The following is a 25386-nucleotide window of genomic DNA, read 5'->3' as shown; positions in this document are numbered from 1 at the left end:
CATTGCTAGAAATTAAGAATTCCAGCAATCCCAGAAGAATGCGCTTGGCCTGTGGGGAACAATGCCGCACCCCGCCCGTATGGACTGCCTCACACCGTGAGTGCTTCCTCCAGGAGGGAGAGCCCTTCGTTGAACAGAGGCTCGGGGATGGTCAGGGGGAAGAGGAAGCGCAGCACGTTGGCGTAGACGCCGCAGGTGAGCAGCACCAGCCCGCGCTCCAGGGCCCGGGTCTGCACGGCCTTGGTGAAGTCCGGATCAGGTGTGTGGCCGCCGGGCTGGCAGAGCTCCACGGCGAGCATGGCGCCCAGTCCGCGCACCTCGGCGATGCGAGGCACGCGGGAGCGCAGCGCCTCCAGCCGTCCGCGCATCTGCTCACCGAGCTGCTGGGCCCGCTTCACCAGGCCTTCCTCTTCGATGACATCCAGCACCGCGTGGGCCGCAGCGATGGCCAGCGGATTGCCCGCGTAGGTGCCTCCGAGTCCGCCGGGAGCGGGCGCATCCATCACCTCGGCGCGACCCGTGACGGCGGAGAGCGGGACGCCACCCGCGAGCGACTTCGCCGTGGTCATCAGATCCGGCGCCACGTCGTGGTGATCCATGGCGAACCACTTCCCCGTGCGCGCGAAGCCCGTCTGGATCTCATCGGCGATCAAGAGGATGCCGTGCTCGTCACAGACGCGCCGCAGCCCGCGCATGAGCTCGGGAGGCGCCACGTAGAAGCCGCCCTCGCCCTGCACAGGCTCGAGGATGATGGCGGCGACGCGCTTCGGATCCACGTCCGCCTTGAAGAGCTGCTGAATGGCGCGGAGCGAGTCCTCCACGGTGACGCCGTGCAGCATCGTCGGGAAGGGCACGTGGTAGACCTCGGCCGGGAACGGCCCGAAGCCCACCTTGTACGGCACCACCTTTCCGGTGAGCGCCATGCCCATCATCGTGCGCCCATGGAAGGCGCCGGTGAAGGCGATGATGCCGCTGCGGCCCGTGGCGGCGCGGGCGATCTTCACCGCGTTCTCGACGGCCTCGGCGCCCGTGGAGAAGAAGGTGGTCTTCTTGGGGAACTTGCCGGGGGTGAGCTGGTTGAGGCGCTCGGCCAGGGCGATGTAGCCCTCGTAGGGCACCACCTGGTAGGCGCTGTGCGTGAAGGCATCCAGCTGGGCCTTCATGGCAGCGACCACCTTGGGGTGGCGGTGGCCGGTGTTGAGCACGGCGATGCCGCCCGCGAAGTCGATGTAGCGGCGGCCCTCCACGTCCCACAGCTCGCTGTTCTCCGCGCGCGCCACGAAGAAGGGAGCCATCACCCCTACGCCGCGAGGGGTGGCGGCATCCTTGCGGCGCAGCAGGTTGGCGTTGTTGGCGTCGGTCTTCATCGGGGCCTCCAGCTCAGTACTTCACCATCACGTGGCGCACGGCGGTGTAGTCCTCGAGCGCGTACATCGACAGGTCCTTACCGTAGCCCGAGCGCTTCAGGCCGCCATGGGGCATCTCGCTCACCAGCATGAAGTGTGAATTGATCCACGTGCACCCGTACTCCAGGGCAGCCGCCACCTTCATGGCCTTGCTGATGTCCTGAGTCCACACGGAGCTGGCCAGGCCGTAGTCCGAGTCATTGGCCCAGGCAATGGCCAGCTCGGGGTCCTCGAAGCGCGTCACGGAGACGACAGGGCCGAACACCTCGCGGCGGACGATCTCGTCGTCCTGCTTCGCGCCTGCCACCACGGTGGGGGTGAAGAAGAAACCCTTGCCGCTGCCCTTCTTGCCGCCCGCGGTGATCTCGATGTGCTTTTGCTGCGAGGCCCGCTCCACGAAGCCAGCCACGCGCTGGAGCTGCTTGTCGGAGATGAGCGGCCCCATCTCCACGCCATCCTCCTGCTGAGTCCCCACCTTGATGGAGGACACCGCGCTGCTCAGGTCCGCCACGAGCCGGTCGTAGACCTTGGGGCCCGCGTAGATGCGGCAGGCGGCCGTGCAGTCCTGGCCCGCGTTGTAGAAGCCGAAGGTGCGGATACCGGCGACCACGCTCTGGAGGTCCGCGTCGTCGAAGACGATGACAGGGGCCTTGCCGCCCAGCTCCAGGTGGGTGCGCTTGACGCTCTGCGAGGCGGCCTGGAGCACCTTGGAGCCCGTGCCCACATCGCCCGTGAGCGAGACCATCCGCACCTGCGGCTGGCTGATGAGCGGCGCGCCTACGCTCTCGCCCCGGCCGGTGACGATGTTGATGACCCCGGGCGGGAAGAGACCGGCGATGAGCTCGGCCAGCTTGAGGGTGGTGAGCGGCGTCTGCTCGGAGGGCTTGAGCACCACCGTGTTGCCCGCAGCCACCGCAGGAGCCAACTTCCACGCCGCCATCATCAGCGGGTAGTTCCACGGCGCGATCGAGGCCACCACGCCCAGCGGATCCCGGCGGATCATGCTGGTGTAGCCAGCGGCGTACTCACCGGTGGCCATGCCTGGCAGACAGCGCGCCGCGCCCGCGAAGAAGCGGAACACGTCCGCGATGGCGGGGATCTCGTCATTGAGGGCCAGGGCGTAGGGCTTGCCGCAGTTGCGCGACTCCAGGCGGGCCAGCTCGGCGCCTTTGGCCTCGATGGCATCGGCCAGCTTGAGCAGCGCGGTGGCGCGGTCCTTGGGCGGAGTGCGAGCCCAGCCCGGAAAGGCCTTCTCGGCGGCCTTCACCGCGGCCTGAATCTGAGCGGGAGAGGCCTCGGGGACCTTGGCCAGCACCTCGCCCGTGGCGGGATCGAGGATGTCCTCCACAGCGCCCTCACCCACCACGAACTGCCCGTCGATGAACTGCTTGCCATCCATGGGGTCGTCTCCTTGTCCTGCGGGAGGGGCCGGGCGGGCCACCTCGGTTCGAGTCACTTGCTGCTGCCGGCCACCTGCTCGGTGCCTCGGGTGAGGCGCCAGGCCAGCAAGAGGGGAATGGCGGTGATGAACATGACGAGCATGGCCACCACGTTCGTCACGGGAACATCTCTCGGGCGCCCGAGCTGGTTGAGCATCCAGATGGGCAGCGTCCGCTCGTGGCCCGCCGTGAAGGTGGTGACGATGATCTCGTCGAAGCTGAGCGCGAAGGCGAGGATGCCGCCCGCCAGCAGCGCGGTGGCCATCTGCGGCAGGAGCACGTGGCGGAACGTCTGGAGCCCATCCGCGCCCAGGTCCATGGACGCCTCCACGAGCGAGTTCGGCATGCGGCGCAGGCGGGCGACCACATTGTTGTAGACGACCACGAGACAGAAGGTGCCGTGGCCCGCGGCGATGGTCCAGAAGCCCATCTCCACCTCGGCGATCTTGAACGCGGAGAGCAGCGCGATGCCGGTGATGATGCCCGGCAGGGCGATGGGCAGGGCGAACATGAGGGTGAGCGCCTCACGGCCGAAGAACTGGCGCCGGGCAAGCACCAACGAGGCCAGGGTGCCCAGCACCAACGAGAGCGCGGTGGCAGCCAGGGCCACCTTCAGAGACAGGCCAATGGCCTCGATCACATCCTGGCGCTCGGCGGCCACCCGGAACCACTCCAGGGTGAAGCCCTTGAGCGGGAAGCTGAACGCGCTCTCCTCGGTGTTGAAGGCGTAGAGGCACACCACCACGATGGGGAAGTGCAGGAACACCAGGCCGCCCCAGGCCAGGAGCTTCAGCCACCAAGGCGCGCGGGGGCCGCTCGCGGCGGCGGAGTCAGAGCGCATCGAAGGCCCCCAGTCTCCGGGCAATGGACAGGTAGATGCCGACGATGACGATGGGCACCACCGTGAAGGCCGCCGCCATGGGCAGGTTCCCGATGGAGCCCTGCTGCGTGTAGACCATGCTGCCAATGAAGAGCCCCGGCGGCCCCACCAGCTGCGGGATGATGTAGTCGCCCAGGGTGAGCGAGAAGGTGAAGATGGAACCCGCCACCACGCCCGGGAAGGCCAGCGGCAGGATGACGGTGCGGAAGGTCTGCGCGGGCCGGGCGCCCAGATCCGCCGAGGCCTGGAGCAGCTGCGGCGGCACGCGCTCGATGGCCGCCTGGATGGGCAGGATCATGAACGGCAGCCACACATAGGTGAACACCAGGAACCGGCCCAGGTTCGAGGTGGAGAGCGAGGTGCCGCCCACGTAGGGCAGCTCCAGCACCCACTCCAGCGCGCCATCGAGCCCGAGCTTGCCCACCAACCAATAGAGGATGCCGCCCTTGGTGAGGATCACCGTCCAGGCGTAGGCCTTGACGATGTAGCTGGCCCACATGGGCAACATGATCGCGACGTAGAAGAGGCCCTTGCGAAGCCCCTCGGTATAGCGCGCGACGTAGTAGGCAATGGGAAACGCCAGCACCGCGGAGGCCACCGTCACCGAGGCGGACATGCCCACGGTGCGCAGGATGATGTCCGCGTTGGCATCGTCCAGGAGCGCCTTGTAGCTCGCCCAGGACAGCTCCGGCGTCACCTCCATGGTGAAATCATCAAAGGTGTAGAAGCTCTGGGCCAGCAGGGCCAGCAGCGAGCCCAGGTACACCACGCCGAACCAGAGCAGCGGCGGCGTGAGCAGCAGGAGCAGGCGCAGGGTGCTCCGGCGGTAGAGCAGATTCGAGAGCGACCGCCCCACCCCACCCCGAGCGGGAGCGCTGGCCTGCGCGGTCGTCATGCTCAAGCCCCCGGCTCCAGTTGCACCATGGCTTGGCGGGACCAGGCCAGCCGCACGGTCTCGCCGATCGCGGGCCCTCCCGCCTCGTCCTCGCCATTGGGCAGGTTCGCGTTGAGCAGCACGCCGCCGGGCACCTCCACGGTGTAGCGGCTGGTGGCCCCGTGGTACTGCACGTCCACGAGCTTGCCCTCCACGCTCAGGCGGTCCCCCTCCCCCGCTCCGGCGGCCAGGCGGATGTGCTCCGGGCGGATGGAGAACGGCCGCTCCGAGCCCGTGAGGCTCTGGGCCAGCGAGCCCTCCACCACGTTCGAAGCGCCGACGAAGCGGGCGACGAACACGGTGCGGGGCTTCGTGTAGAGCCCCTTGGGTGTGTCCACCTGCTCGATGCCGCCTTGGTTGAAGACGGCCACCCGGTCCGACATGGAGAGGGCCTCTCCCTGATCGTGGGTGACGTAGATGAAGGTGATGCCCAGGCGGCGCTGCAGGGACTTCAGCTCGGTCTGCATCTGCTCGCGCAGCCGCAGATCCAACGCGCCGAGCGGCTCATCCAGCAGCAGCACCCGGGGCTTGTTGATGATGGCGCGCGCCAGGGCCACGCGCTGGCGCTGGCCGCCGGATAGCTCGGCGGGGCGGCGCTGGCCGAAGCCTTGGAGCGCCACCATGGCGAGCGCGGCATCGGCCTCGGCGAGGCGCTTCTGCTTGTCCACACCCTTCACCATGAGCCCATAGGCCACGTTGTCGCGCACGCTCATGTGCGGAAACAGGGCGTAGTCCTGGAACACGGTGTTGACGTCCCGCTCGTAGGGCGGAACGCCCGCTGCTTCCTGCCCATGGAGCAGGAGGCTGCCGGACGAGGGTTGCTCGAAGCCGGCGATCAGGCGCAGACACGTGGTCTTCCCCGAGCCCGAGGGCCCGAGCAGGGAGAAGAACTCCCCGTCCTGGATGGACAGGGAGACGCTCTCCACGGCCCGAACGGTGCCGTAGTGCCGGCTGATCTGTTTGAGCTCGACGGCGGCTGTCACGTCGGTCAGCGGCCGCCCATCACGGCGATGAAGTCCTGCGTCCACTTGCTGTAAGGCACGCATGTCCCCTGGCTAGCGCATTTGGCGACCGGCGTCTTCCAGAAGTGGACCTGTTCGAAGCGGTCGAAGCCGTTCGTCTTGCAGAAGTCAGAGCCACCGGGCGCCGGGGTCTTACAGGCATCGGGAACCACGGGGTTGGAGCCAAACCACTCGGCCAGGGCGGACTGGAGGTTCTTGTTGAGCGACCACTCCATCCACTTGTAGGCGCACACGGGGTTCTGCGCGCTGGCGTGCATCATCGTGGTGTCCGCCCAGCCCGTGGAGCCCTCGGAGGGGATGGTGGAGCTGATGGGCTGCTTCTCGGCCTTGAGGGCGTTGACCATATAGCCCCACGAGCTGGACACGGCGACGCCCTCGTTCTTGAAGTCGTTCATCTGCACGGTGGCGTCGTGCCAGTAGCGGTGGGCGAGCTGCTTCTGCTGGCGCAGCAGCTTGAGGACCTCGGCGTACTGCTTCTCGTTGAGCTCGTACGGGTCCTTGATGCCCAGCTCCGGCTGCTTCTTGGACAGGTAGAGCGCGGCGTCGGCCACGTAGATGGGGCCGTCATACGCCTGCACACGGCCCTTGTTGGGCTTGCCGTCCGGCAGGTTCTGCGGCTCGAAGATCACGGACCAGGAGGTGGGGGCCGTCTTGAAGATGTTGGTGTTGTACATGAGCACGTTGGGGCCCCACTGGTAGGGCACACCGTAGTGCTTGCCATCCACCGTGTGCCAGGCGGCGTTCTTCAGGCGCTCGTCCACCGACTTCCACGAGGGGATGAGGTCCGTGTTGATCTCCTGCACCTTCTTGCCCATCACGAGGCGCAGGCTGGCGTCACCGGAGGCGGTGACGAGATCGTACCCGCCCTGGTTCATGAGGCTCACCATCTCGTCGGAGGTGGCGGCGGTCTTCACGTTGACCTTGCAGCCGGAGTCCTTCTCGAACTGGGTGACCCAGTCGTACTTCTTGTCGGTCTCACCGCGCTCGATGTAGCCCGGCCAGGCGATGATGTTCAGCTTGCCCTCGGGCTTGCCGAGCTGCTTGGGAGGGGCTGCCAGGGACTGGCTCGCAGCAGCAATCACCACACCGACGGCCAACGGCTTGAGGTTCAGCATCCGCGTCGCTCCTTGAGGTTGAGGGCGAGTCCACGAGGGCCATGCGCGCCAGAGCGGGCCGCCTCCCCCGTGAAGCCCGTTCGGACTCTAGACGGGCGGGCGGCGCACGAAAAGGGCGGTGGCGAGTTCGGTCATCACCACCTCGCCTTTCTGGTTGCGGACCTCCATGCGGAACTTGATGGCGCCGCGGTCCGGCTTGCTGCGCGAGGGGGTGACGGAGAGAACTTCGGCACGGGGGGTGATGACATCGTCCGGGCGCACGGGGAGGAGCCAGCGCAGCTCATCGAGCCCGGGAGAGCCCAGGGAGGAGCTCGTGGTCAGCAGCCCCTGGACGAGCAGGCGGTGGCAGATGGAGGCGGTGTGCCAGCCGCTGGCGATGATGCCGCCGAAGATGGAGCGGCGGGCCGCCTCGTCGTCGATGTGGAAGGGCTGGGGATCGAACTGCCGGGCAAAGGCGATGATCTCCTCGCGAGGCACCTGGTAGGAGCCGAGCTCGATCACCTGGCCGGGATGAAAGTCATCGAAGTAGAGCATGGAGCACGGAGTATGCCCTAGCCCCCGTGCTTCTGGCGGAAGGACTCGGGGCTCATGCCCCACCAGCGCTTGAAGGCCCGGTGGAAGACACTGGGGTCGCTGTAGCCCAGCAGGAAGGAGACCTCGGCGATGGACACCCGGCGCTGCAGGAAGTCCGCGGCGCGCTCCCGGCGCAGCGCCTCGAGGATGCTGGCGTAGCTCTTCCCCTCCTCGGCCAGGTGGCGCTGGAGTGTCCGTGAGGGCATGTGAAGCGCCCGGGCCACCGCCGCGAACGAGAAGTCCCCGCCCCCGAGCGAGCGCTGGAGATAGGCCCGCACCCGCGCAGAGATACTGGGCTCCTCGGGCAGTGTGCTCAGGAGCTTCTGGACCTGACGCTCGAAGATGAGGTGGACGAGCGCATCGGCATGAACGAGTGGCCGGGCGGCATCCTCCCGGGAGAACTCGATGTCGTTGGCGGGGGCCTCGAAGACGATGGGGCAGCCATAGCGTTCCCGGTGTTCTCGGGTGTCGGCGGGCTCGGGATGGACGAAGCGCACGCAGAGCGGAGTGACGGGGGCCTCCGTGAGGAGTCTGGCGCCATGGACGAACTGGGCCATGGCCAGCTCCGCCAGGTGCCGATGCGCGAGCCTCCAGGTGCCCACGGGGGTGAAGCGCATGCGGACGCCACGGAGCGTCTCCTCGAACCGAAGGCGCTCGCCATCTCCCCAGACGCGCTGGTAGCGGACGCCCCGCTCGAGGGACTCCGCCAGGGTGGGACTGGTGGCGATGACGGCCGAGCCCACGTCATCGGGATCCACGACCGGGAGGCTGGCCATGTGGAGGCCCAGGTTGTCATCCCCGCTGAGCTCCACGGCGCGCTCGAGCAGGGTGTCGAGCGTGACGTAAGGGATGCGCGCCTCCAGGTCCTCCAGCACCGAGCGCGACAGGCCAACCTCCTGGCACAGCCGCTCCGAGTTCACGCCCGGAATCCCCAGCCCATCCAAGGCCTGGAAGGCATGGCGGACCTGCCGAGTGGAGAGCGAGGCGACAGCCGGGGAGGACATGCCCCGCAGGTCTACCGGTATCCTGGCGTGCGCGGCAATCCGTTCTGGCGCCCGAAGTCAGTGCGGATCGCCAGACGGGCAGGCACCCTGAAGGCATGGACACGACCATGACACCTCCCAAGTCCCTGTGGCCTCGCCTCCACCTCTTCGAGCTGCTCGATCAGGAGTGGTACCCCGCCGCGCTGAGGGACCATTGCACCAACTACTTGGCGGCCATCAGCCAGCGCATGGGCATCTTCGACGCGGCCGCTCCCCTGCTGCTCCGAGGCCTGGAGGCGGGAGGCACGGACACAGTGCTCGATCTGGGCTCGGGCGGTGGAGGGCCTCTGCCCCGGCTGGGTGGAATCCTGGCGCAGGAACACGGGCGGCGGGTGCGGGTGGTGCAGACGGATCTGTTCCCGAACGAGAGAGCCCGGGAGCGCGCACTCGCTGCGGGAGCGGAGTACCTGCAGGAGCCCGTGGACGCGACGAGGGTGCCGCCCGAGCAACGAGGCATGCGAACCCTGTTCAACGCCCTGCACCACTTCAAGCCCGAGGCGGCGCGCGCGGTGCTGGCGGATGCCCAAGCGAGGGGTGTCCCGATTGGAGCATTCGAGGTCGTCGAGCGCTCTCCGAAGGGGGTGATCGCGGCCCTCTTCATCCCGCTGCTCGTGCTGCTCTTCACGCCGACGATCCGGCCGCTCACCCTGCCCCGGCTGCTGCTCACGTACGGGGTGCCGCTGTTCCCCCTGGTCATCTTCTGGGACGGACTCGTGTCGGCGCTGCGGGCGCACAGCCCCGACGAGCTGCGGAAGCTGACGGACAGCCTCCCGCGCGAGAGCTACACCTGGGAGGTGGGCCAGGCACAGAAGCCGGGCAAGCCCGCCGTGACGTACGTGCTGGGCCTGCCCACCCCCGCGAAGTAACGCAGCCTCCGCCGTGAAGTCCTGACGCCCTCAGCGGCCCAGCACCACGGCGCGCACCCAGCGACCCCACGCCGCGACGCTCGGAGACGCAAGTGCCAGCGTCCACCGCAGCCGGCGCAACTGAGGGCGCGTCTTGGCGTCCAGCACCATCGGGTTGAGCAAGGTCATCGCCTCGGCCACGTGCTTCTCGCGGGCGAGCTGCAGCCCCAGATCCAGCTTCACCTCGAACAGCGTCGGCTCGAGCGCCAGCACCTCCTGCAGCAGGGTGATGGCGCCCCGGCGCTCGGTCTTGCGGCGGAAGTGGAGCCGGCCCCGCAGCAGCGTCTTCACCGCCTCGGCCCGGTGTCCCTTCGACATGTTCAACTGCGCCATCTGCTGCCAGAGGTTCAACTGGTGCGGGAACTCCTCCGCGGCCTGCGCGTAGACGGCCAGCGCCTTGTCCGCGAAGCCCTTATCCAAATGCCCCTGCGCCGCTGCCCGGAAGCTCTGCAGCGAGGCCTCATGCTCCTTCGTCCTCGCCAGCAACGGCGCCAGCTTCCCGAGCACCACCGGATCCTTGGGCTCCAGCTCCAGCGCCTTGCGGTACCCGGTGATGGCCTTCTTCAGCCGGCCTTTGGAGCGCGCGCGATCCGCCTCGGCGATGATCTCCGAACGCGATGGGGGCGTTTTGTCTCGGAAGAGCATGGCGTTCCCATCGTACCCCGCCCGCAGCGACGGGGTACGACTTGCCACAGGGACGTTATTTTCCAGCCTTGCTCAGGGCGAGCGTATGGGGCGCTCAACAGGCCGCGCCGCCCACTCCCACGCGGAGCCCCGATGCAGCGCCGCGTAGATGGCATCCCGCAGTGCGTTGCATTCCTCGTGGGTCAACGTGCGATCCAACGCGCGCAGCACCACGCGGAGCAGCACGTTCTTCTGTCCAGGCGCGATGCCCATCCGCGCCACCGCCGCCGGAGGCAGCGCCCGGTACGGCGTCTCCGAGAGCACCTCCACGCTCTCCACCAACTCCGCCCTGTCTCCGAGCGCCGCCCGGACCGCGTCGCCCAGTTCCTCGGGCGTGTCCTCCTCGGCGAGCGCCAGCGACAAGTCACGCCGCACCGCGGGCATCGAGGACACGGGGACGTATGGCTCCAGATCGAGTAACTGCGACGCGATCCGCGGATCCGCCGAGCGCAACAGGCGGATGTCATCCAGCCCCTTTCGCAGCATCAGGATGCGATCGAGCCCGATCCCCATCGCGAGGCCCGTGGTGCGCCCAGGCTCCAGTCCGCTCTCCTCCAGCAGCGCGGGCAGTGCCAGACCGCACTCGCCGATCTCCACCCACTGCGCGCCGTCGCGGACATCGATCTGCAGGCCATCGGTCGTGTACGGGTGCCGCGCTGGCGCTACGCGCAGCTCCCGTCCCGGCAACAAGGCGCGGACCACGATCTCGATCATCTCGCGAAGCTCCGCAGTTCCCAGTGTGGCGCCTCGGCGGACGCGCCACAGATCCATCTGGTGCGGCTCGCCGGTGTGGAGCCGGTCGATGCAGTCACGCCGGTACACGAGCCCGGGACAGGCCAGCAGCACGTCCTCGGGAGGAGCCTCGGCCAGCCGCCGCAGCAGCCCAGGAATCATCGCCGAGGTCTGTGTGCGCAGCAGCGCGGTGTCGCAGACGTAGCGCGTGTAGCGGGCATCCCGCGCGGCGCCATCGGGTGGGTAGTGCAGGTGATCGTAGTTGCTGACGATGGAGACGATGGGGCTCTGGCGGTGGACACGAACTTCGCAGCCCCAGGCGAGGCGCAGGGCCTCGAGCGCGCCCTCGATGAGGCGCTGCATCGCGTGGGGGCCAGCAGCAGGGTTGGTGAGATCGCGGACGGACAGCGCGCGCCGGACTTCCTCGGCGCTCAGAATGGCAACGGACATGGGAAACCTCTCGGCAGGAATGGGAGCGGAACGGACAAGAGCTCGAATGCCCCCCCAGCGAGTCCGGGCGAGCATCACGCCAGCGAGGCGATCCGCTACCGAGAGGAGTGCGCGCTACGGCAGCACGGCCTCCCGACGCCCAAACGGGGCCGGGGGGCGGCTAAATCGACGAGCACACACCACGAGACGCATGCCTCATGGTTAACCGCGCCGAGTCGCGCTGGCAAGAGCCCCCAAAAGCAAACGTCCGCTCCAGCCAAGCCGGAGCGGACGCGGTGCTCACTGCGCGGTGAACCCGAGGACTTACTGCTGCTGCTCGCCCGTCAGCGACGAGGCCTTCAGGCCGCAGTACCCGGGCGCGGGATAGCTGTACCAGGCGCACACGGAGGGGCAGTACCGCTGCGTGGTGTAGCTGCGGCACCACGACTCCGGCGGGCCCATCTGGGTCGTCTCCTCAGGAGTCCCGGACACGGACGCGGGAGGCAGCGTGCAGGCGGTGCCGGTCCAGTAACAGATGTACTTCGGGCAGTACTGGGCCGAGGTGTAGCTGCGGCACCACGACTCCGGCGGGCCCATCTCGGTCCGCTCGGAAGCCGGCGCGGCGGCCTCCTCCTCCACTCCCACGCCACAGCCGCTCAACAGCCCCACAAGTCCCACGAGAGCCAACAGACGCATGCAGAGACCTCCGGAAAAAGAGAGACGCGCAATTTAGGCGAAAATGGGAATACTGGAAGACTCTTCTGGATTCCTTGTTTACCAGGAGCTGTCCGCCTGTAATAATCCGCCGTGAATAGAAGCCGGCAACCTCGCTGCCTGGAAACGCTCCCATGACGACGATCAACCGCACCACCGCCACGGCCACCCGTGCTCCCGCCGCTGCCAGCACCGCGCTCACCGCTCCGCCTGCGGGCCTGAAGGAAGGAGACACGGGCCCCAAGGTGAAGCAGCTTCAGGACGCGCTGGTGGCGCTGAAGTACATGACGGCGGCGCAGGTGGGCGCGGGCGCGGGCACCTTCGGGCCCAAGACGGAGGCAGCACTCAAGAAGTACCAGGCGGACCACAAGCTGCCGTCCACCGGCTTCTACGGGGACCTGACCCAGGCCGCACTGAAGAAGGATCTGGCCAAGCTGAGCGGGCCGACTGCTCCCACCAAGCCCGAGACAAAGCCGGGCGTGTTCCAGAAGCCCCCCGTCGTCAACTCGCCGTCACCCAACTTCGATGATCGCAAGGGCGCGGACATCGACACGATCGTCCTGCACCACACCGCCTCCAACAACGGCGCGGCGGACCTGGCCCACATGCGCGACCCCAAGGCCGAGGTCTCCGCCCATTACATGGTGGACCGCGACGGCAAGATCTATCAGTTGGTGAACGACCAGAAGCGCGCCTGGCACGCGGGCAAGGGCGAGCTGCACGGCGTGCCCACTGACGTGAACGGCCGCTCCATCGGCATCGAGATCGTCAATGACGGCGGCGGCAAGACGCCCTACACCGAGGCACAGATGAAGTCGCTCACCCAGCTCACCGGCTACCTGAAGCAGCAGTACAACGTGCCGATGGGCAACATCGTCGGCCACAAGGACGTGGCAGTGCCCAAGGGCCGCAAGAGCGATCCGTCCGCCAACTTCGACTGGGAGCGGCTGCGCAAGGGCATCTCCTGATCGCTCGCGGTGGATGATTTTGGGGCGCGGCGGAGGTTTGATTTCCACATGCCTCACCTCCGCCATGCCTTTGCGCTGTATGCCGTCCGGGAGCTCGGCCGCTTCACCTCGGCCTTCACCCGGGCGCGGGAGAGCGCCTCGCTGGAGACGGGCCTCCAGTCCATCCGCGAGGCCTGCATCTCCACGCTCGGCATGGAGTTCGACACGCTGACGCGCTTCGATGCGAAGTCAGTCGTCAGCCTCTTCGCCTCGCCGGAGCAGGCGCGCATCCTCGCCCGGCTGGTGGACGAGCGGGCCAGCCTGCTCGTGCTGCACGGCCAGAGCGCGGCGGGGCTGGCCGACTGTGTGTACTCGGGCCAGTTGCTGATGTGCTCCCGGCAGCGCTTCGGGGTGCCGAGAGATTCGCGCGCCGCCGAGCTGCTCGAGCGCGAGGCCGGCCTGCCCTCGGCGCTGCTGTAGTTCCCTGCTCTCTCTCGCTACCAGTCGATGGGCTTGCGGTCCCGAAAGAACCCGCCCGAGGGACCGTCTGGAGGCAGCATCGCAGCCCAGGCGATGGTGTCGGCGCCCTGCTCCAGGCTGCGTGGAGCGCTGGAGCCGCCCATGCGCGTGCGCACCCAGCCGGGACACACCGCATTCACGAGCAACCCCCGCGGCGTCAGCTCCGAGGCCAGCCGCCGTGTCAGCGCGTTGAGCGCGGCCTTGGACACCCGGTACGCCGAGCGCGGCCAGCCCTTGCGCGCGTAGTGCCCGCTCCGCACGTCCGCGATGAACTCGCGCACCAGCGAGGCCAGAGCCTCCTTGGAGGGCGGTGGATCGAACCGGCGGCGGATCTCCGGAGCCAGGGTGCCCAGCTCGCCCACGCTGCTCGACACCATCACCAGCCGGCCGTGCCCCTCGAGCAGCGGCAGCAGCCGGTCCGTCACGTTCCAGGCCCCGAAGAAGTTCACCGCAGTGGTCTTCTCGGCCACGTTCTCGTCGAAGCCATCCATGGTGATGGCGGCGTTGTTGATCAGCGCCGCGAGCCGCTGCTCCCGGCCCGCGAGCCGTGCGCCCAGTGCGTCGATGCTCTCCTGCGAGGCCACATCGAGCCGCTCGAAGAGCACCTCGAGCCCCTCGGCGCGCAGGCGGGCCGTGGCCTCTTCACCGGAGGCCGGGTCCCTCGCCGTCAACAGCACCCTCACCCCCTCGCGACCCAGCTGTCGGCAGACCTCGAACCCGATGCCTCGATTGGCCCCGGTGACGAGGACCGTTCCCTTCGCCTTCGCCATACGTGTCTCCTCCCCCAACGGAGCGCCTCTTTTCCAGAGGGCCTTCTAACAGAGTCACTGCGTCTTTTACCGCCCGAATAAACACCCCAGACAGATAGAATTCCCCGCTTTGCTCGCTATTCCCACGGCGGCCGGTAGTCAGCGGCGGGCGGCGATCTGCGCGGCGGAGCGGACGCCCCCGAGCGCGGCGGCCAGGGTGCTCTGCCCGGGGAAGACAGAGTCGCCCACGAGCCAGAGTCCCGGCCTCACCGGCCGAGGGCCCAGCTCGCGGTAATGGTGGAAGCCGGCCCGGCGAGGCACACCGCCCACAGCGCCCGCCTCGCGCCGGGTGAAGCGCTCGAAGGTGCGAGGCGAGGCCGTCAGCTCGTGCCGCACGTCCTGCGACCACTCGGGCGCGAGGCGCACCAGGCCCTCGCGCATCCGCTCCTGGATGCGGGAGACGTAGAGGGCCTGCTCTTCGCTGGACTGTGAGGCCAGCCGGCGCAGGGGCACATGGGTGGAGATGGTGAGCGTGCGCTGGCTCGGGGGCGCGCGGCCCGTGTCCGCTTCACCGCTGATAGAGACGAAGAGGTGGTTGCCCTCCACGAGCGGAGCGGTCTCGTCCTGGACGAGCTCCAGGTGGCAGGCCTTGGCGAGCACACCTTCAGGCGCTTGAGCCACGCGGTACAGCATGGCCGCGCCCCACCCCTCCTCCACGCGCCCGGCCAGCTCCGCCAGCCGAGGGAGCTGCTCAGGCGCCTGGCCCAGCAGGCGCAGCATCCCCCGAGGCAGCACATTGGCTGCCACGCTGCGGGCGCGCAGCACGCCCCGGCGTGTCTCGACCCGCCAGCCTCCCGCCTCGGGCGCCAGGGCCTTCACGCGGTTGGCGAGAAGCACCTCGCCGCCACAGCGGGTGATGGCCTGCACGAGCGCCTCGGCCAGCCGGCCAATGCCTCCGCGCACGTGGCCCGTCCCGCGCCAGTAGTAGTCCATGGCGGCCAGGGCGAAGGGCGTCTCGGCCTCGGCGGCGCTGCACTGGATGGTGATCTGGCACAGCCCGTCGAGGTACGTCCGCAGGGGCGTGAAGTTCAGGAGCCCCAAGCGCTCCAGCACGGCGCCCAGCGGGCGGCCCACCCAGCGCAGCAAGGGCACATACCGAGGCACGCGGGCGGCATGCCGCAGCAGGGCCCGCGCATCCAACGGCGGCAACAGCGCCGGATCATCGAAGAGCGTCCACAGCGCGTCGGCGACCTGGCGCTGGAGCGCGAAGAAGCGGCGCACGCTTTGGACCGGAGCACCGGGCAGGCGGCAGAGCTGCTCCAGGAAGCGCTCGCGATCCCGGTAGACACTCAGGCGCAGCGAAGGCGTGCGCAGCTCCACGAGCGGATCGATCCAGTCCACCGTCACGTCCAGCCCGTGCCTCCGCACCCACTGACCGAAGAGCTGCTCCTCGGCGAGCCCGGAGCACAGGGTGGCGCCCGCCTCGAAGGCGTAGCCATCCCGCCGGAAGGTGCTGGCACAACCGCCGGGATAGTTGAGGGCCTCGCACAGCGCCACCCGGGCGCCGCGCTGCGCCAGCTCGAGTGCCGTGGCCAGCCCTCCGAAGCCCGCGCCCACCACCACCGCGTCGTACCAGGACTCTGGCATGGCCCCTGAGCTAACGCCCTACGCCTTCCGGAGCGTGAGGATCGACACCTCGGGAGGAATGCCGATCCGGAACGGGAGCCAGTGCCCCGTGCCGCCCGACACATAGAGGTGCCGGTCCTTCAGCTTGTAGCGGCCGAGCATGTAGTCGAAGACGAACCAGAACAGCGGGAAGCCGAAGAAGGCGACCTGGCCGCCGTGCGTGTGGCCCGCGAGCGTGAGGTGGGCTCCGCGCTCGGCGGCCAAGGGGAAGAACGAAGGATGGTGGGTCAGGCACAGCACCACCTCCCCCGGAGAGGTCCCCCCGAACGCCTTTTCCGCCGAGCTGCGCATCTGCTCCGCCCGGAGAAATGGGTTGCGCCGGGCCATGGGGTAGTCCACGCCCACCACACGCAGGCGTTCGCCGCCGTGCTCGATGACATGGGACTCATCCACCAGCAGGCGGACCGGCGCACGCTTCGCGAGGGACTCGTACCCCTCCAGGATGGGCTCCACGCCCCGCCAGTATTCGTGGTTGCCGAGAATGGCCAGCATCCCGTGCGGAGCCTTGCAGGCCGCGAGCGCCTCCATCGTGCCGTCGACCTGCTCGACGTCATCGATCAGATCGCCCGTCATCACCTGCAGGTGGACTTCCGCGGCGTTCATCGCCTCCACAGCGGCCCGGAGGTCCTGCGTGGTGATGAACGGCCCCACGTGAATGTCGGTGATCTGGCCAATCCGGAATCCATCGAGCGCGTCGGGTAAGTCCTTGAGCCGCACCTCCAGCTTGCGAACAACGAAGCCCGAGCTGCCCAGAACCACCCCTGCGGAGCTCGTGCCCACGGCGACGACGGGGACGGCACGCCCCATGTTCATCAGCACGCCGCGGCGCTCCAGGTCCACCCCTCCGGCCACCGGGCCTGCCGCCGAGGCCGTGGCGCGGCGCAGCTTCCACCACCGCACCAGCACGAAGGGCGTGCCGAACAGCACGACGATCAGGACGGCGACCATCCACATCGTGGAGAAGAGCTTGAGCGGCACCCCAATGACGGGGATCTGCCCCCGGAGCCCCAGCCCCAGCACGAGGGGCAGCCCCCAGGCCAGGAACGACAGCGCCACCAAGCCAGCATAGGTCCACGCACGCCAGCCCCGGGAGAAGGCGGGCCACAGCCGCTTCACCACGGCGTAGCCGATCAGGTTCAGCAGCGCGAGGATCAGGAGCCGGCTGATCATCATCACCGACATGGCGCCTCCTGCTCAGCCCAGGAACTTGGTCATCCGGCCCTGGGCCACGAGCGCCCCATCGTTCTCGCGGCGCAGGTCCACTTGGACGAAGGCCAGGGTGCGGCCGGACTTGAGGACGGTGGCCTCCACCAGCACGGTGGAGTCGCCAGGCGCGGGAGAGAACCAGGACACATTGAGATCCGTGGAGACGCCGGGCCGGCCGTCGCGGTCCGCGCTCATGATGGCCAGCGTGCCCACCACGTCCACCAGCGTGGCCACCGCGCCGCCGTGCAACATTCCGTTGGCGTTCTGCACGGCCTCGCCCACGGGCAGCCGCACCCGGGCCTTGCCCCCGCTCACCTCGAGCAGCTCCATCCCTGTCAACGACCGGTCATATCCACCCTGACCGAAATGGCTCAGGCGCTCCTTCAGCTTGTCATCCATGTGGCCTTCACCATAACCGGGGCCCGGACGGGATGCTCTCATCTCCATGCAGCGAAACCCACGGGAGCCTCGAGCATCCCTGTGCCCCGAGGAGGAAGGGACATGGATCTAGGTTTGGCAGGAAAGACGGCATTGGTTACGGGTTCCACGGCGGGAATCGGCCTGGCATCGGCTATCGGGCTGGCGCGCGAGGGAGCGCACGTCATCGTAAACGGCCGCACCGAGAAGCGGGTGCAGCAGGCAAGGGAGCAGATCCTCAAGGAGGTGCCGAACGCCAAGATATCGGTGGTAGTGGCGGACTTCGCGTCGGCACAGGGGGCCGAGGCCGTGACGAAGGCCTTCCCCGAGGTGGACGTGCTGGTGAACAACGTGGGCATCTTCGAGCCCAAGGACTTCGAGAAGATCCCCGACGAGGACTGGCTGCGCTTCTTCGAGGTCAACGTGATGAGCGGCGTGCGCCTGAGCCGCTTCTATTTTCCGAAGATGAAGGCGAAGAACTGGGGGCGCATCATCTTCGTGTCGAGCGAGTCCGGGGTACAGATTCCCTCGGAGATGATCCACTACGGGATGACGAAGACGGCTCAGGTGGCGGTGGCCCGAGGGCTCGCGGAGCTGACGACGGGCACGGGCGTCACGGTGAACTCGGTGCTCCCGGGGCCGACGATGTCCGAGGGCGTGTCGCAGTTCGTGGCGGACCTGGGCAAGTCCCAGGGCGTCGACGCAAAGACGGCCGAGCGCGACTTCTTCGTCAACGCCCGGCCGACCTCGATCATCAAGCGGTTCGCCACCACGGAGGAAGTGGCAAACATGATCGTCTACGTCTCCAGCGAGAAGGCCTCCGCCACCAACGGTGCCTCCCTCCGGGTGGAAGGCGGCATCGTGAAGGCCATCCTCTAAAGGAGTGGGCCGCTCAGGCGGCGTCCCGGGACCGGCGGGACAGCCGCTGGATGTACTCCCAGGCGAAGTCGAGCTCCCGCAGCCGCTGCTCGGCCAGGGCGCGCAGCTGCGGGTTGATCTCGGACGCAGCGTCCGGCTGGAGATCCCGGGTCAGGGCCTCGTAGGCGGCCCCGGCCTGCTCCAGGGTGGCGGGCTGCTGGAAGCCGAGGATCCTCCAGAACACCTGGGCCTGGGTGAGTTGGAGGTCCGTGGGCTTCTCCTGGGTGACGGGGCGCTCGGCGCTCGGGAGGGCCTCGGCGGGCACGGGCGGATCCAGGCGCCGCGACCGGGCGCTGCGCCGAGGAGAGAGCGGCGCGTTCGAGCTCCCCACCAGCGACTGCACCCGCAGCAGGTACGGGCCGACGCTCAGCTCGTCGTTCACGTCGATGAGGGTGGGCCGGACCACGAGCTCGCCGTTGAGCAACGTTCCGTTGGTCGAGCCCTCATCGATGACGATGGCCCCGCCCTCGATGGCGACCAATCGGCAGTGGATGCCCGACACCGTGTCGTCCCGGAGCACCAGGTGGGACTTCTTCGACCGGCCGACGAAGATCTCCCGCTCCGCCAGCGTCTCCTGCAACTTGATTCCCGACTCACTCGAGACCACAGCGATGGTGAACACGTTGGCTCCAAGCTCTCCCGCCTGGGGGAACAGGCGGGACATATCCCCCACCGCCCACCAAAGCAGGAGGCATGCCGACCTCCGCGCCTGCGCTAGAGTCTCGTATTTTCAAGCACTTGGAATGTCTCCTCACGGAATGACAGGCAGCCACGCGGATGAACTGTCAGAATTGACATCAGAGCTGACAGGCACCGTCAGCCACGAGGGCCCATGACGAGCGGCGACGAACCGAAGGCGCAGCAGACCGAGGGACAGGCCCCCGGAGATGAGGGCGCGTCGGGCCCCTCGATGGACCGAACCTCTCTGATTCCACTCCCGGTGGGGACCGATGTACCGGTTCTGAGCCAGATCACGCGGCGGGAGCGGGTCCTGCGAGAGCCCTCGCCCCCACCACCCGAGCGCCCCTACCGCGAGCCCAAGGCGCTGCGCGTCCAGCGCGAGGGTGTGGCGGATCTGATCGTCCCGCTGTACCCGGATCGCTCGTACGTGTTCGGGCGGGCGCCGGAGTCCACGGTGGTGTTTGCGCATGACGCGGTGTCGCGCCAGCACGGGCGCCTGGCGTTCCGCGAGGATCACCGCTGGGTGTACCGGGATCTGAACTCGCGCAACCAGAGCTTCCTGGGCGAGGCGGAGTTCCCATTCCAGGGCGACGAGCGCGAGTACTTCCAGGTGATGAGCGCCTCGCAGGACTGGGTGCTGGAGGCGGGCAACGTCATCCTGCTGGGCAACGGGCGCAGCCGCATCACCCTGCTGGCCGAGGTGCCCGAGGGACCCGTGGCGGGGCCGAGGCCCCAACACGAGGGCTCGAAGGCGGCAGCGGCGCTGGAGCGCTCCATCCACATCTGCGCGCGCCACCAGCTGCCGGTGTTCATCCTGGGCAAGTCGGGCACGGGGAAGACGTTCATCGCGCGGGAGATCCACAGCCGGAGCCGGCTGGATGGGAACTTCGTGAACCTGAACTGCGGCCGGCTGCCACAGGACGCGGTGATGCTGCACAGCGAGCTGCTCGGGCACGTGAAGGGGGCCTTCACGGGGGCGGCATTCGCGCGAGTGGGCAAGTTCTACGTGGCCAATGGGGGCACGCTGTTCCTGGACGAGGTGGAGTTCCTGCCGCCCGCGGCGCAGGACTTCCTGATCGACGTCCTGGAGGGAACGGGCAGCTTCGCGCCACTGGGGGCGGCTCCGGACTCGAGGGAGCCCCCGCCGCGCTTCCGGCTCATCTCAGCCTCGAAGACGCCGCTGCAGCAGACGGGACTGCGGCCGGATCTGGCCCAGCGATTGGCCACCGGGGATGTGATCGTGCTGCCGGCGCTGGAGGAGCGGCGGGAAGACATCCCGAACCTCGTGGCGAACTTCCTCCACCGGCTGAAGACGGAGCAGCAGTACGACGCTGAGTTCACCAGCGACGCGATCGCCTACCTGCAGCAGGTGGACTGGCCCGGGCAGATCCGCGAGCTGGAGGCCACCGTGAAGGCCGTGGTGGCGCGAGAGGTGGCGGCGCGAGCCATCGATGGCATGGGCTCCGCACGGATGATGATCACGTTGGAGGCGGTGAAGGCGTACCTGTCACAGCGGATGATCGGGTTCGGCTCACATGTGGCGGCGCCGTCCGTGGCTCCGCCGAAGCCGGCAGTCCCGCTCACACAGTCCGTGCCAGCCGTGCGCAAGCGGCCGAGCGACCTGACGGAAGAGGAGCTCCGGGCCGCGCTGGACAAGCACCAGGGCAACAAGACAAAGGCCGCGCAGGAGCTGGGAATCGCTCTGAATACGCTCAAGGACCGGATGAAGAAGCTCGGGCTCGCGTGATGCGAGGGCCCACGGCGCACGAGGGCAACAGCTGGCACTTCACGCAGTTCTCCGCCACGGGCTTCGCCGGGCACACCCCGCTCATGCCGTAGTGGCACAGCGCGAAGTCGTAGCGGACCGGATCCGCCTCATCCAGCCGCCGCAGCGAGGCCGTCACCTCCTCCGCCGTCCTCCAGCTCAGGTCCTTGCGCCGTGTCAGCCCCAGGTGCTGGGAGATGCGGCCGATGTGCGTGTCCAGCGGGATGACCAACGCCGAGGCCGGCACCCGTTTCCAGATGCCGAAGTCCACGGCGTCCGGCCCTCGCACCATCCACCGCAGGTACAGGTTGAGCCGCTTGGCCGCGCCCGCTCCGAGCGGTGAGGGCAACAGGTGGTGCAGCCCCCGCTCCTTCCCCAATGCCCGCCGCAGCTCCGCCATCGGGACGTCTCTCAGTGCTGCAGTGAAGTCACTGAGGGCGCCGTGGATCGAACCGTGGGCCTCCCAACCTCGGACGAAGAGCGCCTCCAGGCTTCCGTGCTCTCGCAGGGCCTTGCCCATCCCGAGCAGCAACACCGCCACATCCGTGCCGACATTGAAGCGGTAGACGAACCCGCTCAGCAGCTCGCGCGCTCCCGCTACATCCAGCTCACGGAGGAAGGCCGCCGGAGAGGAGCCCATCCGCCGCAGCAACCCGTCGACCTTGGGCCGGAACAGGTCCGCCCGGCCATATGCAAGCGCCGCGGCCAGGAGCGCGCTCGTCTCGATGTCCCGAGGGTCCGAGTACCGGTGCGGGAACTCCACGGGATCGAACGCGATGCGCGAGCGGGCATCCGTCGACGCCAGGAAGGACTCCAGGAGCGGGCGCAGGCGCTCGGCCGCCTTCCCTGAGAGCCCTGTCTGACTTGAACGCCTGCTCACTCACCGACCTCCCAGCCCTGCTTCGCAGGGTATCTTCGCGTCCATGTATACCCATTGCACGGTCTGCCGCGCAGCGCTGCGCGAAGGCCTCCGATGCCTGGCACGTTGCCATCTTCTTCTCGATCCTCTTCGGCTACCCCATCCTGCTCTTGGTCTTCAACCGGACGCGCATCGAGGCCTCGCCCCGCACGGGTCTCAACGAAGGGCTCGCGCAAGAACGCGGTCACCTACACGTATGAGCTGCGGGTGCAGCGGCCCCATGGCGGCACGGAGCACCTCGTGGGAGCCGGACTCAGCGCTCAAGAAGTGCTCTTCCTCGAACGCGCGCTGGAGGGCCACCTGGGCATCGAGGACCGTCCCGTGCCCGGAGATTTCAAGCCCGAAGGCGGCGCCTGAGCGGGACCGGAGCTCAGCGCGTCAGCTCGCGCACCGCGTGTCCCAGCTCCGGGAGAATCAGCGCCTCCAGCGCCAGCTTCACCGCCTGCGGCGAGCCCGGCATGGCGAACAGGATCATCCCCTTGTACGTCCCCGCCGTGGCCCGCGACATCATCGCCGCGCTGCCGATCTCCTCGAAGGAGAGCATCCGGAAGATCTCTCCGAACCCAGGCAGCTCCTTCTCGAACAGCCCTCGGAGCGTCTCGACCGTCGAGTCCCGCCGGCCAATCCCCGTGCCGCCGTTGAACAGCACGGCCCGTGCGCCAGCCGCCGAAGCCTCGGCCAGCACGGCCCGGATGGCCTCGGGGTCGTCCTTCACCACCTTGTAGCCGCTCAGTGTGTGGCCTGCGGCCTCCAGCCCGCTCTGCAGCGCGCGTCCGCTCTCGTCTCGCGCCTCGTCGCGGCTGTCCGAGCACGTCACCACGAACACGCTCACGTGCGCGGGCGCGTGTGCCTTGTGCTCCTGCTCCGCGTGCGAGTGGCCATGGTGGTCATGCCCTCGGTGCGGGGGGTGATGGTGGTGCTTGTGGTGCTCGTGCTCGTGCCCGTGATCATGACCGTGGCCATGATCATCGTCGTGGTCGTGTCCCTCGTGTGCCATGGCGGTCCTCGCGGCTGCGCTGCCGGTTACTTCCCCGTGGGGTCTTCGATGACGATCTGCCCGTTCTCCACATCCACCTTCACCACCGTCTGGTCGTCGGCGATGCCCGGAGAGGTCTCGTTCTTCCCGGAGTCCAGGTCGAAGCCGACCTCGTGACAGGGACAAATGACCAGGTTGTCCTCGATGCGTCCGCCCGACAGCAAGCACCCCGCGTGGTTGCACCAGTCATCGAGCCCCTTGTAGCGCCCATTGATCTTGGCGATGCACACGTTGCGGTTGCCTACCTCGTAGCCCCGCATCTCCTTCTCGGCGAAGTCCGCCGGTCCGAGCTTGATCTTCATCGGCCTGAGTCTTCCTCTAAAACGACAGGTTGCCCCCCAGCGAGCGCCCTTCTACCCTGGCCCGCCTGCCTCCGCGAGCCTCATCCACGCACGCCTGCGCGCTCGCTTCACCCGGATTAAGTTCAATCACGTGAACCCGTCCCCGCTCGACAAGAACGCCGTCGCCAAGGTCCTCCGGGAGATCTCCCTCTTGCTCCAGCTCAAGGGCGAGAACGCCTTCAAGGTACGGGCCTATGACACCGCCGCCGACCGCCTGCTCGGGCTGACCCAGGACCTGGGCGCCCTGGTACGGGAAGGCCGCCTGCAAGAGCTGCCAGGGATCGGCCAGGGGCTCGCCGAGAAGATCAGCGAGCTGGTGACCACGGGCAAGCTCGGCTTCCACGAGGAGCTCAAGGCCGCCTTCCCCTCGGGGCTGCTCGAAATCCTCCAGCTGCCGGACATGGGCCCCAAGAAGGCCATGGCCCTCTGGAAAGAGCTGGGCGTGGGCTCCGTGGCCGAGCTGGAGCAGGCCTGCCGCGACGGCCGCGTCCGGGGGATCAAGGGGTTCGGAGCCAAGAGCGAGGCGAAGATCCTGGAGGGCATCGCCCTGCACCAGCGCGCCCAGGGCAAGCGCAAGCTGCTGGGAGACGTACTCCCCACAGTGGAGGGGCTGCTGGAGCGGCTCAAGGCCGTGCCTGGGGTGGTGCGCGTCAGCCCGGCCGGCAGCGTGCGGCGCCGTGCCGAGACGGTGGGAGACGTGGACCTGCTGGCCTCCGCCCCGGAGGCGAGCCCGGCGCTCGAGGCCCTGGCCAACGCGCCCGGGGTGGCCGTGCTGATTGGCAAGGGCGAGAGCAAGTGCTCCGTGCGCATGGTGGAGGGGGACCTCCAGGTAGACCTGCGAGTGCTACCGGACGAGGATTTCGCTACGGCGCTGCACCACTTCACGGGCTCCAAGGCCCACCACGTGCGCCTGCGAGGGATCGGCCAGGACCAGGGGTTCAAGATCTCCGAGTGGGGCGTGCACCGCTCCGACGGCACCAAGGTGCCCATCCGGGACGAGGCGGACATCTACAAGCTGCTGGGGATGCAGTACGTCCCGCCCGAGCTGCGCGAGGACACGGGCGAGATCGAGGCCGCGCTGGCGGGGAAGCTGCCCGAGGACCTCATCGAGCTGGAGGACGTGCGAGGGGCGGTGCACTCGCACAGCACCTGGTCGGACGGGAAGCACTCGCTGGAGCAGATGGCGCGAGCCGCGAAGGCGCTGGGGCTCCAGTACCTCACGGTCACCGAGCACAGCCAGGCGGCCATCTACGCGGGTGGGCTCAAAGAGGACGATCTCAAGCGCCAGTGGGAGGAGATCGACCGGGTGAACGAAGCCGTCCCGGGCTTCCGGCTGCTCAAGGGCATCGAGGTGGACATCCTGGAGACGGGGGCGCTCGACTACCGCGACAGTGTGCTGGAGCAGCTCGAGGTGGTGATTGGCTCCATCCACGTGCGGCACAGTTTGAACGAAGAGCAGATGACGCAGCGGCTGCTCAACGCGATGGACAACCCGTGCCTGAACATCATCGGACACCCCACGGGGCGCCTCATCCACGAGCGTGATCCCTACCCGCTGCGCATGGAGGCGGTGCTGGACCGGGCCGCTGAGCGCGGCGTGGTGATGGAGGTGAACGGTAAACCCGCGCGATTGGACCTGAAGGCCGAGCACGTCCGCATGGCCGTCCAGCGAGGGGTGAAGCTCGTGGTGAGCGCCGATGCGCACAAGATCGAGGACCTGCCCCACCTCATCTTCGCGGTGGCCACGGCACGCAAGGGCTGGGCGCGCAAGGGCGATGTCCTGAACACGCAGCCCGCGGACCAGTTCATCCGCGCCCTCAAGGCCCAGCGGGCGCGCTAAAAGCCCACGACTTTTGTGCCAGCGTCAGGAAACTCATCGGGCACACCTGCGTCCATGGGCTGCCGCGAGTTCTTCTCTGCACGGATCTCCTGACGCGCGGCAACAACCCCGTCGAATGAGAAAAGCCAGACTTCTGCCTTGAGGCATTCTGGCCCGGGGCCAGTCAAATGCTCATCGAACAACGAAAAATCAACCTCTTTGCCGAACCAATAACCCTGCTCAAGGATCAGGAGATCCTCTTTTCGGTGTGCGGAGAATCCATCCCAAGTCATAAAGCGAACCGGCAATCCACTCTGGCAATCTACAGGTGCTCTCACTTCGACTTGGAGGTCTGGAATGAGCTGCCTGTTCAACCGCAGCTGGCCTTCCTCGACACCGATCAGGAGACGCCCAGACAGCTTCTCCCCGTCGTAATGCACTTCTTGAAACTCCAGGCGGACACGGCCTATTGCCGCGTTGGGTGTGTCTTTCCGTGGAGCAGCGCAA

At 68.0% G+C, this 25386-nt stretch carries 27 protein-coding genes; 7 read left to right on the top strand and 20 right to left on the bottom strand.

The window, feature by feature from the left end; genetic code table 11:
• Window positions 1–89 precede the first annotated feature (89 nt).
• From gabT to DB31_RS30130, 8 genes are all read right to left on the bottom strand, one after another.
• On the bottom strand, window positions 90–1367 hold the full coding sequence (gene gabT / locus DB31_RS30165; protein WP_044193789.1) for a 4-aminobutyrate--2-oxoglutarate transaminase: 1278 nt from the start codon (window positions 1365–1367) through the stop codon (window positions 90–92).
• Window positions 1368–1380: 13 nt separating this feature from the next.
• Complete coding sequence (locus tag DB31_RS30160; protein ID WP_044193788.1) at window positions 1381–2805, bottom strand: gamma-aminobutyraldehyde dehydrogenase; 1425 nt, start codon at window positions 2803–2805, stop codon at window positions 1381–1383.
• A gap of 53 nt (window positions 2806–2858) precedes the next feature.
• Window positions 2859–3686, bottom strand: a complete 828-nt coding sequence (locus tag DB31_RS30155; RefSeq protein WP_044193787.1) for an ABC transporter permease — start codon at window positions 3684–3686, stop codon at window positions 2859–2861.
• Window positions 3676–4620, bottom strand: coding sequence for an ABC transporter permease (locus tag DB31_RS30150; protein WP_044193786.1), 945 nt, complete (start codon window positions 4618–4620; stop codon window positions 3676–3678). Before DB31_RS30150 ends, DB31_RS30155 begins: the two co-directional genes overlap by 11 nt.
• A 2-nt stretch (window positions 4621–4622) precedes the next feature.
• Window positions 4623–5705, bottom strand: a complete 1083-nt coding sequence (locus DB31_RS30145) for an ABC transporter ATP-binding protein (RefSeq protein WP_240486954.1) — start codon at window positions 5703–5705, stop codon at window positions 4623–4625.
• A complete protein-coding gene (locus tag DB31_RS30140) occupies window positions 5648–6796 on the bottom strand; it encodes an ABC transporter substrate-binding protein (protein ID WP_044193784.1) in 1149 nt (382 codons plus the stop codon). Before DB31_RS30140 ends, DB31_RS30145 begins: the two co-directional genes overlap by 58 nt.
• Before the next feature lie 87 nt (window positions 6797–6883).
• The gene (locus DB31_RS30135) at window positions 6884–7330 is read right to left on the bottom strand and encodes a MaoC family dehydratase (protein WP_044193783.1); all 447 of its coding nucleotides are present in this window, start codon (window positions 7328–7330) and stop codon (window positions 6884–6886) included.
• A 17-nt stretch (window positions 7331–7347) separates the two neighbouring features.
• Window positions 7348–8373, bottom strand: a complete 1026-nt coding sequence (locus DB31_RS30130) for an AraC family transcriptional regulator (protein ID WP_044193782.1) — start codon at window positions 8371–8373, stop codon at window positions 7348–7350.
• A gap of 107 nt (window positions 8374–8480) precedes the next feature.
• Between DB31_RS30130 and DB31_RS30125 the strand changes: the two genes are divergently transcribed.
• Window positions 8481–9278, top strand: coding sequence for a class I SAM-dependent methyltransferase (locus tag DB31_RS30125; protein WP_052420373.1), 798 nt, complete (start codon window positions 8481–8483; stop codon window positions 9276–9278).
• Window positions 9279–9308: 30 nt separating this feature from the next.
• Here DB31_RS30125 and DB31_RS30120 read toward each other — a convergent pair whose 3' ends face one another.
• From DB31_RS30120 to DB31_RS49165, 3 genes are all read right to left on the bottom strand, one after another.
• A complete protein-coding gene (locus tag DB31_RS30120) occupies window positions 9309–10010 on the bottom strand; it encodes a tetratricopeptide repeat protein (RefSeq protein WP_240486953.1) in 702 nt (233 codons plus the stop codon).
• A 24-nt stretch (window positions 10011–10034) separates the two neighbouring features.
• Window positions 10035–11183, bottom strand: coding sequence for a PheS-related mystery ligase SrmL (srmL, locus tag DB31_RS30115; protein WP_044193779.1), 1149 nt, complete (start codon window positions 11181–11183; stop codon window positions 10035–10037).
• Window positions 11184–11486: 303 nt separating this feature from the next.
• Window positions 11487–11858, bottom strand: coding sequence for a hypothetical protein (locus DB31_RS49165; RefSeq protein ID WP_044193778.1), 372 nt, complete (start codon window positions 11856–11858; stop codon window positions 11487–11489).
• A 152-nt stretch (window positions 11859–12010) separates the two neighbouring features.
• Here DB31_RS49165 and DB31_RS30105 point away from each other — a divergent pair, with 152 nt between their 5' ends.
• The gene (locus tag DB31_RS30105; protein ID WP_044193777.1) at window positions 12011–12844 is read left to right on the top strand and encodes a peptidoglycan recognition protein family protein; all 834 of its coding nucleotides are present in this window, start codon (window positions 12011–12013) and stop codon (window positions 12842–12844) included.
• A 48-nt stretch (window positions 12845–12892) separates the two neighbouring features.
• Window positions 12893–13303: a hypothetical protein gene (locus DB31_RS30100; RefSeq protein WP_044193776.1), complete on the top strand. Its 411-nt coding sequence runs from the start codon at window positions 12893–12895 to the stop codon at window positions 13301–13303.
• Window positions 13304–13320: 17 nt separating this feature from the next.
• Here the strand turns inward: DB31_RS30100 and DB31_RS30095 are convergent, their stop codons facing one another.
• From DB31_RS30095 to DB31_RS30080, 4 genes are all read right to left on the bottom strand, one after another.
• On the bottom strand, window positions 13321–14112 hold the full coding sequence (locus DB31_RS30095) for an SDR family oxidoreductase (protein WP_044193775.1): 792 nt from the start codon (window positions 14110–14112) through the stop codon (window positions 13321–13323).
• A 138-nt stretch (window positions 14113–14250) separates the two neighbouring features.
• The gene (locus DB31_RS30090) at window positions 14251–15738 is read right to left on the bottom strand and encodes a phytoene desaturase family protein (RefSeq protein ID WP_044193774.1); all 1488 of its coding nucleotides are present in this window, start codon (window positions 15736–15738) and stop codon (window positions 14251–14253) included.
• An 18-nt stretch (window positions 15739–15756) separates the two neighbouring features.
• Window positions 15757–16959, bottom strand: coding sequence for a metallophosphoesterase (locus DB31_RS30085; protein WP_338034331.1), 1203 nt, complete (start codon window positions 16957–16959; stop codon window positions 15757–15759).
• Window positions 16960–16971: 12 nt separating this feature from the next.
• Window positions 16972–17382, bottom strand: a complete 411-nt coding sequence (locus tag DB31_RS30080) for a PaaI family thioesterase (protein WP_169787114.1) — start codon at window positions 17380–17382, stop codon at window positions 16972–16974.
• A 102-nt stretch (window positions 17383–17484) separates the two neighbouring features.
• On the opposite strand from DB31_RS30080, the gene DB31_RS30075 reads away from it, so the two are divergent.
• Window positions 17485–18279, top strand: a complete 795-nt coding sequence (locus tag DB31_RS30075) for an SDR family NAD(P)-dependent oxidoreductase (RefSeq protein ID WP_044193773.1) — start codon at window positions 17485–17487, stop codon at window positions 18277–18279.
• A gap of 13 nt (window positions 18280–18292) precedes the next feature.
• Here DB31_RS30075 and DB31_RS45310 read toward each other — a convergent pair whose 3' ends face one another.
• Window positions 18293–18982 (bottom strand): FHA domain-containing protein, encoded by a 690-nt coding sequence (locus DB31_RS45310; protein ID WP_052420354.1) that lies wholly within the window; start codon window positions 18980–18982, stop codon window positions 18293–18295.
• A gap of 168 nt (window positions 18983–19150) precedes the next feature.
• Here DB31_RS45310 and DB31_RS47050 point away from each other — a divergent pair, with 168 nt between their 5' ends.
• Entirely contained in the window at window positions 19151–20746 is a 1596-nt protein-coding gene (locus tag DB31_RS47050) for a sigma-54-dependent Fis family transcriptional regulator (RefSeq protein ID WP_240486952.1), read from the top strand.
• Here DB31_RS47050 and DB31_RS30060 read toward each other — a convergent pair.
• The gene (locus tag DB31_RS30060; RefSeq protein ID WP_205628585.1) at window positions 20712–21644 is read right to left on the bottom strand and encodes a TIGR02757 family protein; all 933 of its coding nucleotides are present in this window, start codon (window positions 21642–21644) and stop codon (window positions 20712–20714) included. The genes DB31_RS47050 and DB31_RS30060 overlap by 35 nt on opposite strands.
• Window positions 21645–21890: 246 nt before the next feature.
• Here DB31_RS30060 and DB31_RS49160 point away from each other — a divergent pair, with 246 nt between their 5' ends.
• Window positions 21891–22040, top strand: a complete 150-nt coding sequence (locus DB31_RS49160) for a hypothetical protein (RefSeq protein ID WP_157232236.1) — start codon at window positions 21891–21893, stop codon at window positions 22038–22040.
• A gap of 13 nt (window positions 22041–22053) precedes the next feature.
• Here the strand turns inward: DB31_RS49160 and DB31_RS30055 are convergent, their stop codons facing one another.
• Both DB31_RS30055 and DB31_RS30050 read right to left on the bottom strand, forming a co-directional pair.
• Window positions 22054–22503: a MogA/MoaB family molybdenum cofactor biosynthesis protein gene (locus tag DB31_RS30055; RefSeq protein ID WP_240486968.1), complete on the bottom strand. Its 450-nt coding sequence runs from the start codon at window positions 22501–22503 to the stop codon at window positions 22054–22056.
• Between the two features lie 203 nt (window positions 22504–22706).
• Window positions 22707–23021, bottom strand: coding sequence for a Rieske (2Fe-2S) protein (locus tag DB31_RS30050; protein WP_044193771.1), 315 nt, complete (start codon window positions 23019–23021; stop codon window positions 22707–22709).
• A gap of 130 nt (window positions 23022–23151) precedes the next feature.
• On the opposite strand from DB31_RS30050, the gene polX reads away from it, so the two are divergent.
• Entirely contained in the window at window positions 23152–24900 is a 1749-nt protein-coding gene (gene polX / locus DB31_RS30045; protein WP_044193770.1) for a DNA polymerase/3'-5' exonuclease PolX, read from the top strand.
• Here polX and DB31_RS49155 read toward each other — a convergent pair.
• Window positions 24897–25319 carry a hypothetical protein gene (locus DB31_RS49155; protein ID WP_157232235.1) on the bottom strand — a complete coding sequence of 141 codons (423 nt, stop codon included), beginning with the start codon at window positions 25317–25319 and terminating at the stop codon, window positions 24897–24899. The two genes, polX and DB31_RS49155, sit on opposite strands and share 4 nt — an antisense overlap.
• Window positions 25320–25386 lie beyond the last annotated feature (67 nt).

This window comes from Hyalangium minutum (genome assembly GCF_000737315.1).
Classification (GTDB): domain Bacteria; phylum Myxococcota; class Myxococcia; order Myxococcales; family Myxococcaceae; genus Hyalangium; species Hyalangium minutum.
Note: the sequence above shows the minus strand (reverse complement) of the source record. Positions and strands in the feature narration are given on the sequence as shown.

Bases quoted from the DNA above. Each gene is read 5' to 3' on its own strand.
- gabT (WP_044193789.1), bottom strand. From the start codon at position 1,367: ATGAAGACCGACGCCAACAACGCCAACCTGCTGCGCCGCAAGGATGCC.
- DB31_RS30160 (WP_044193788.1), bottom strand. From the start codon at position 2,805: ATGGATGGCAAGCAGTTCATCGACGGGCAGTTCGTGGTGGGTGAGGGC.
- DB31_RS30155 (WP_044193787.1), bottom strand. From the start codon at position 3,686: ATGCGCTCTGACTCCGCCGCCGCGAGCGGCCCCCGCGCGCCTTGGTGG.
- DB31_RS30150 (WP_044193786.1), bottom strand. From the start codon at position 4,620: ATGACGACCGCGCAGGCCAGCGCTCCCGCTCGGGGTGGGGTGGGGCGG.
- DB31_RS30145 (WP_240486954.1), bottom strand. From the start codon at position 5,705: ATGCGTGCCTTACAGCAAGTGGACGCAGGACTTCATCGCCGTGATGGG.
- DB31_RS30140 (WP_044193784.1), bottom strand. From the start codon at position 6,796: ATGCTGAACCTCAAGCCGTTGGCCGTCGGTGTGGTGATTGCTGCTGCG.
- DB31_RS30135 (WP_044193783.1), bottom strand. From the start codon at position 7,330: ATGCTCTACTTCGATGACTTTCATCCCGGCCAGGTGATCGAGCTCGGC.
- DB31_RS30130 (WP_044193782.1), bottom strand. From the start codon at position 8,373: ATGTCCTCCCCGGCTGTCGCCTCGCTCTCCACTCGGCAGGTCCGCCAT.
- DB31_RS30125 (WP_052420373.1), top strand. From the start codon at position 8,481: ATGACACCTCCCAAGTCCCTGTGGCCTCGCCTCCACCTCTTCGAGCTG.
- srmL (WP_044193779.1), bottom strand. From the start codon at position 11,183: ATGTCCGTTGCCATTCTGAGCGCCGAGGAAGTCCGGCGCGCGCTGTCC.
- DB31_RS49165 (WP_044193778.1), bottom strand. From the start codon at position 11,858: ATGCGTCTGTTGGCTCTCGTGGGACTTGTGGGGCTGTTGAGCGGCTGT.
- DB31_RS30105 (WP_044193777.1), top strand. From the start codon at position 12,011: ATGACGACGATCAACCGCACCACCGCCACGGCCACCCGTGCTCCCGCC.
- DB31_RS30100 (WP_044193776.1), top strand. From the start codon at position 12,893: ATGCCTCACCTCCGCCATGCCTTTGCGCTGTATGCCGTCCGGGAGCTC.
- DB31_RS30095 (WP_044193775.1), bottom strand. From the start codon at position 14,112: ATGGCGAAGGCGAAGGGAACGGTCCTCGTCACCGGGGCCAATCGAGGC.
- DB31_RS30090 (WP_044193774.1), bottom strand. From the start codon at position 15,738: ATGCCAGAGTCCTGGTACGACGCGGTGGTGGTGGGCGCGGGCTTCGGA.
- DB31_RS30085 (WP_338034331.1), bottom strand. From the start codon at position 16,959: ATGTCGGTGATGATGATCAGCCGGCTCCTGATCCTCGCGCTGCTGAAC.
- DB31_RS30080 (WP_169787114.1), bottom strand. From the start codon at position 17,382: ATGGATGACAAGCTGAAGGAGCGCCTGAGCCATTTCGGTCAGGGTGGA.
- DB31_RS30075 (WP_044193773.1), top strand. From the start codon at position 17,485: ATGGATCTAGGTTTGGCAGGAAAGACGGCATTGGTTACGGGTTCCACG.
- DB31_RS45310 (WP_052420354.1), bottom strand. From the start codon at position 18,982: ATGTCCCGCCTGTTCCCCCAGGCGGGAGAGCTTGGAGCCAACGTGTTC.
- DB31_RS47050 (WP_240486952.1), top strand. From the start codon at position 19,151: ATGACGAGCGGCGACGAACCGAAGGCGCAGCAGACCGAGGGACAGGCC.
- DB31_RS30050 (WP_044193771.1), bottom strand. From the start codon at position 23,021: ATGAAGATCAAGCTCGGACCGGCGGACTTCGCCGAGAAGGAGATGCGG.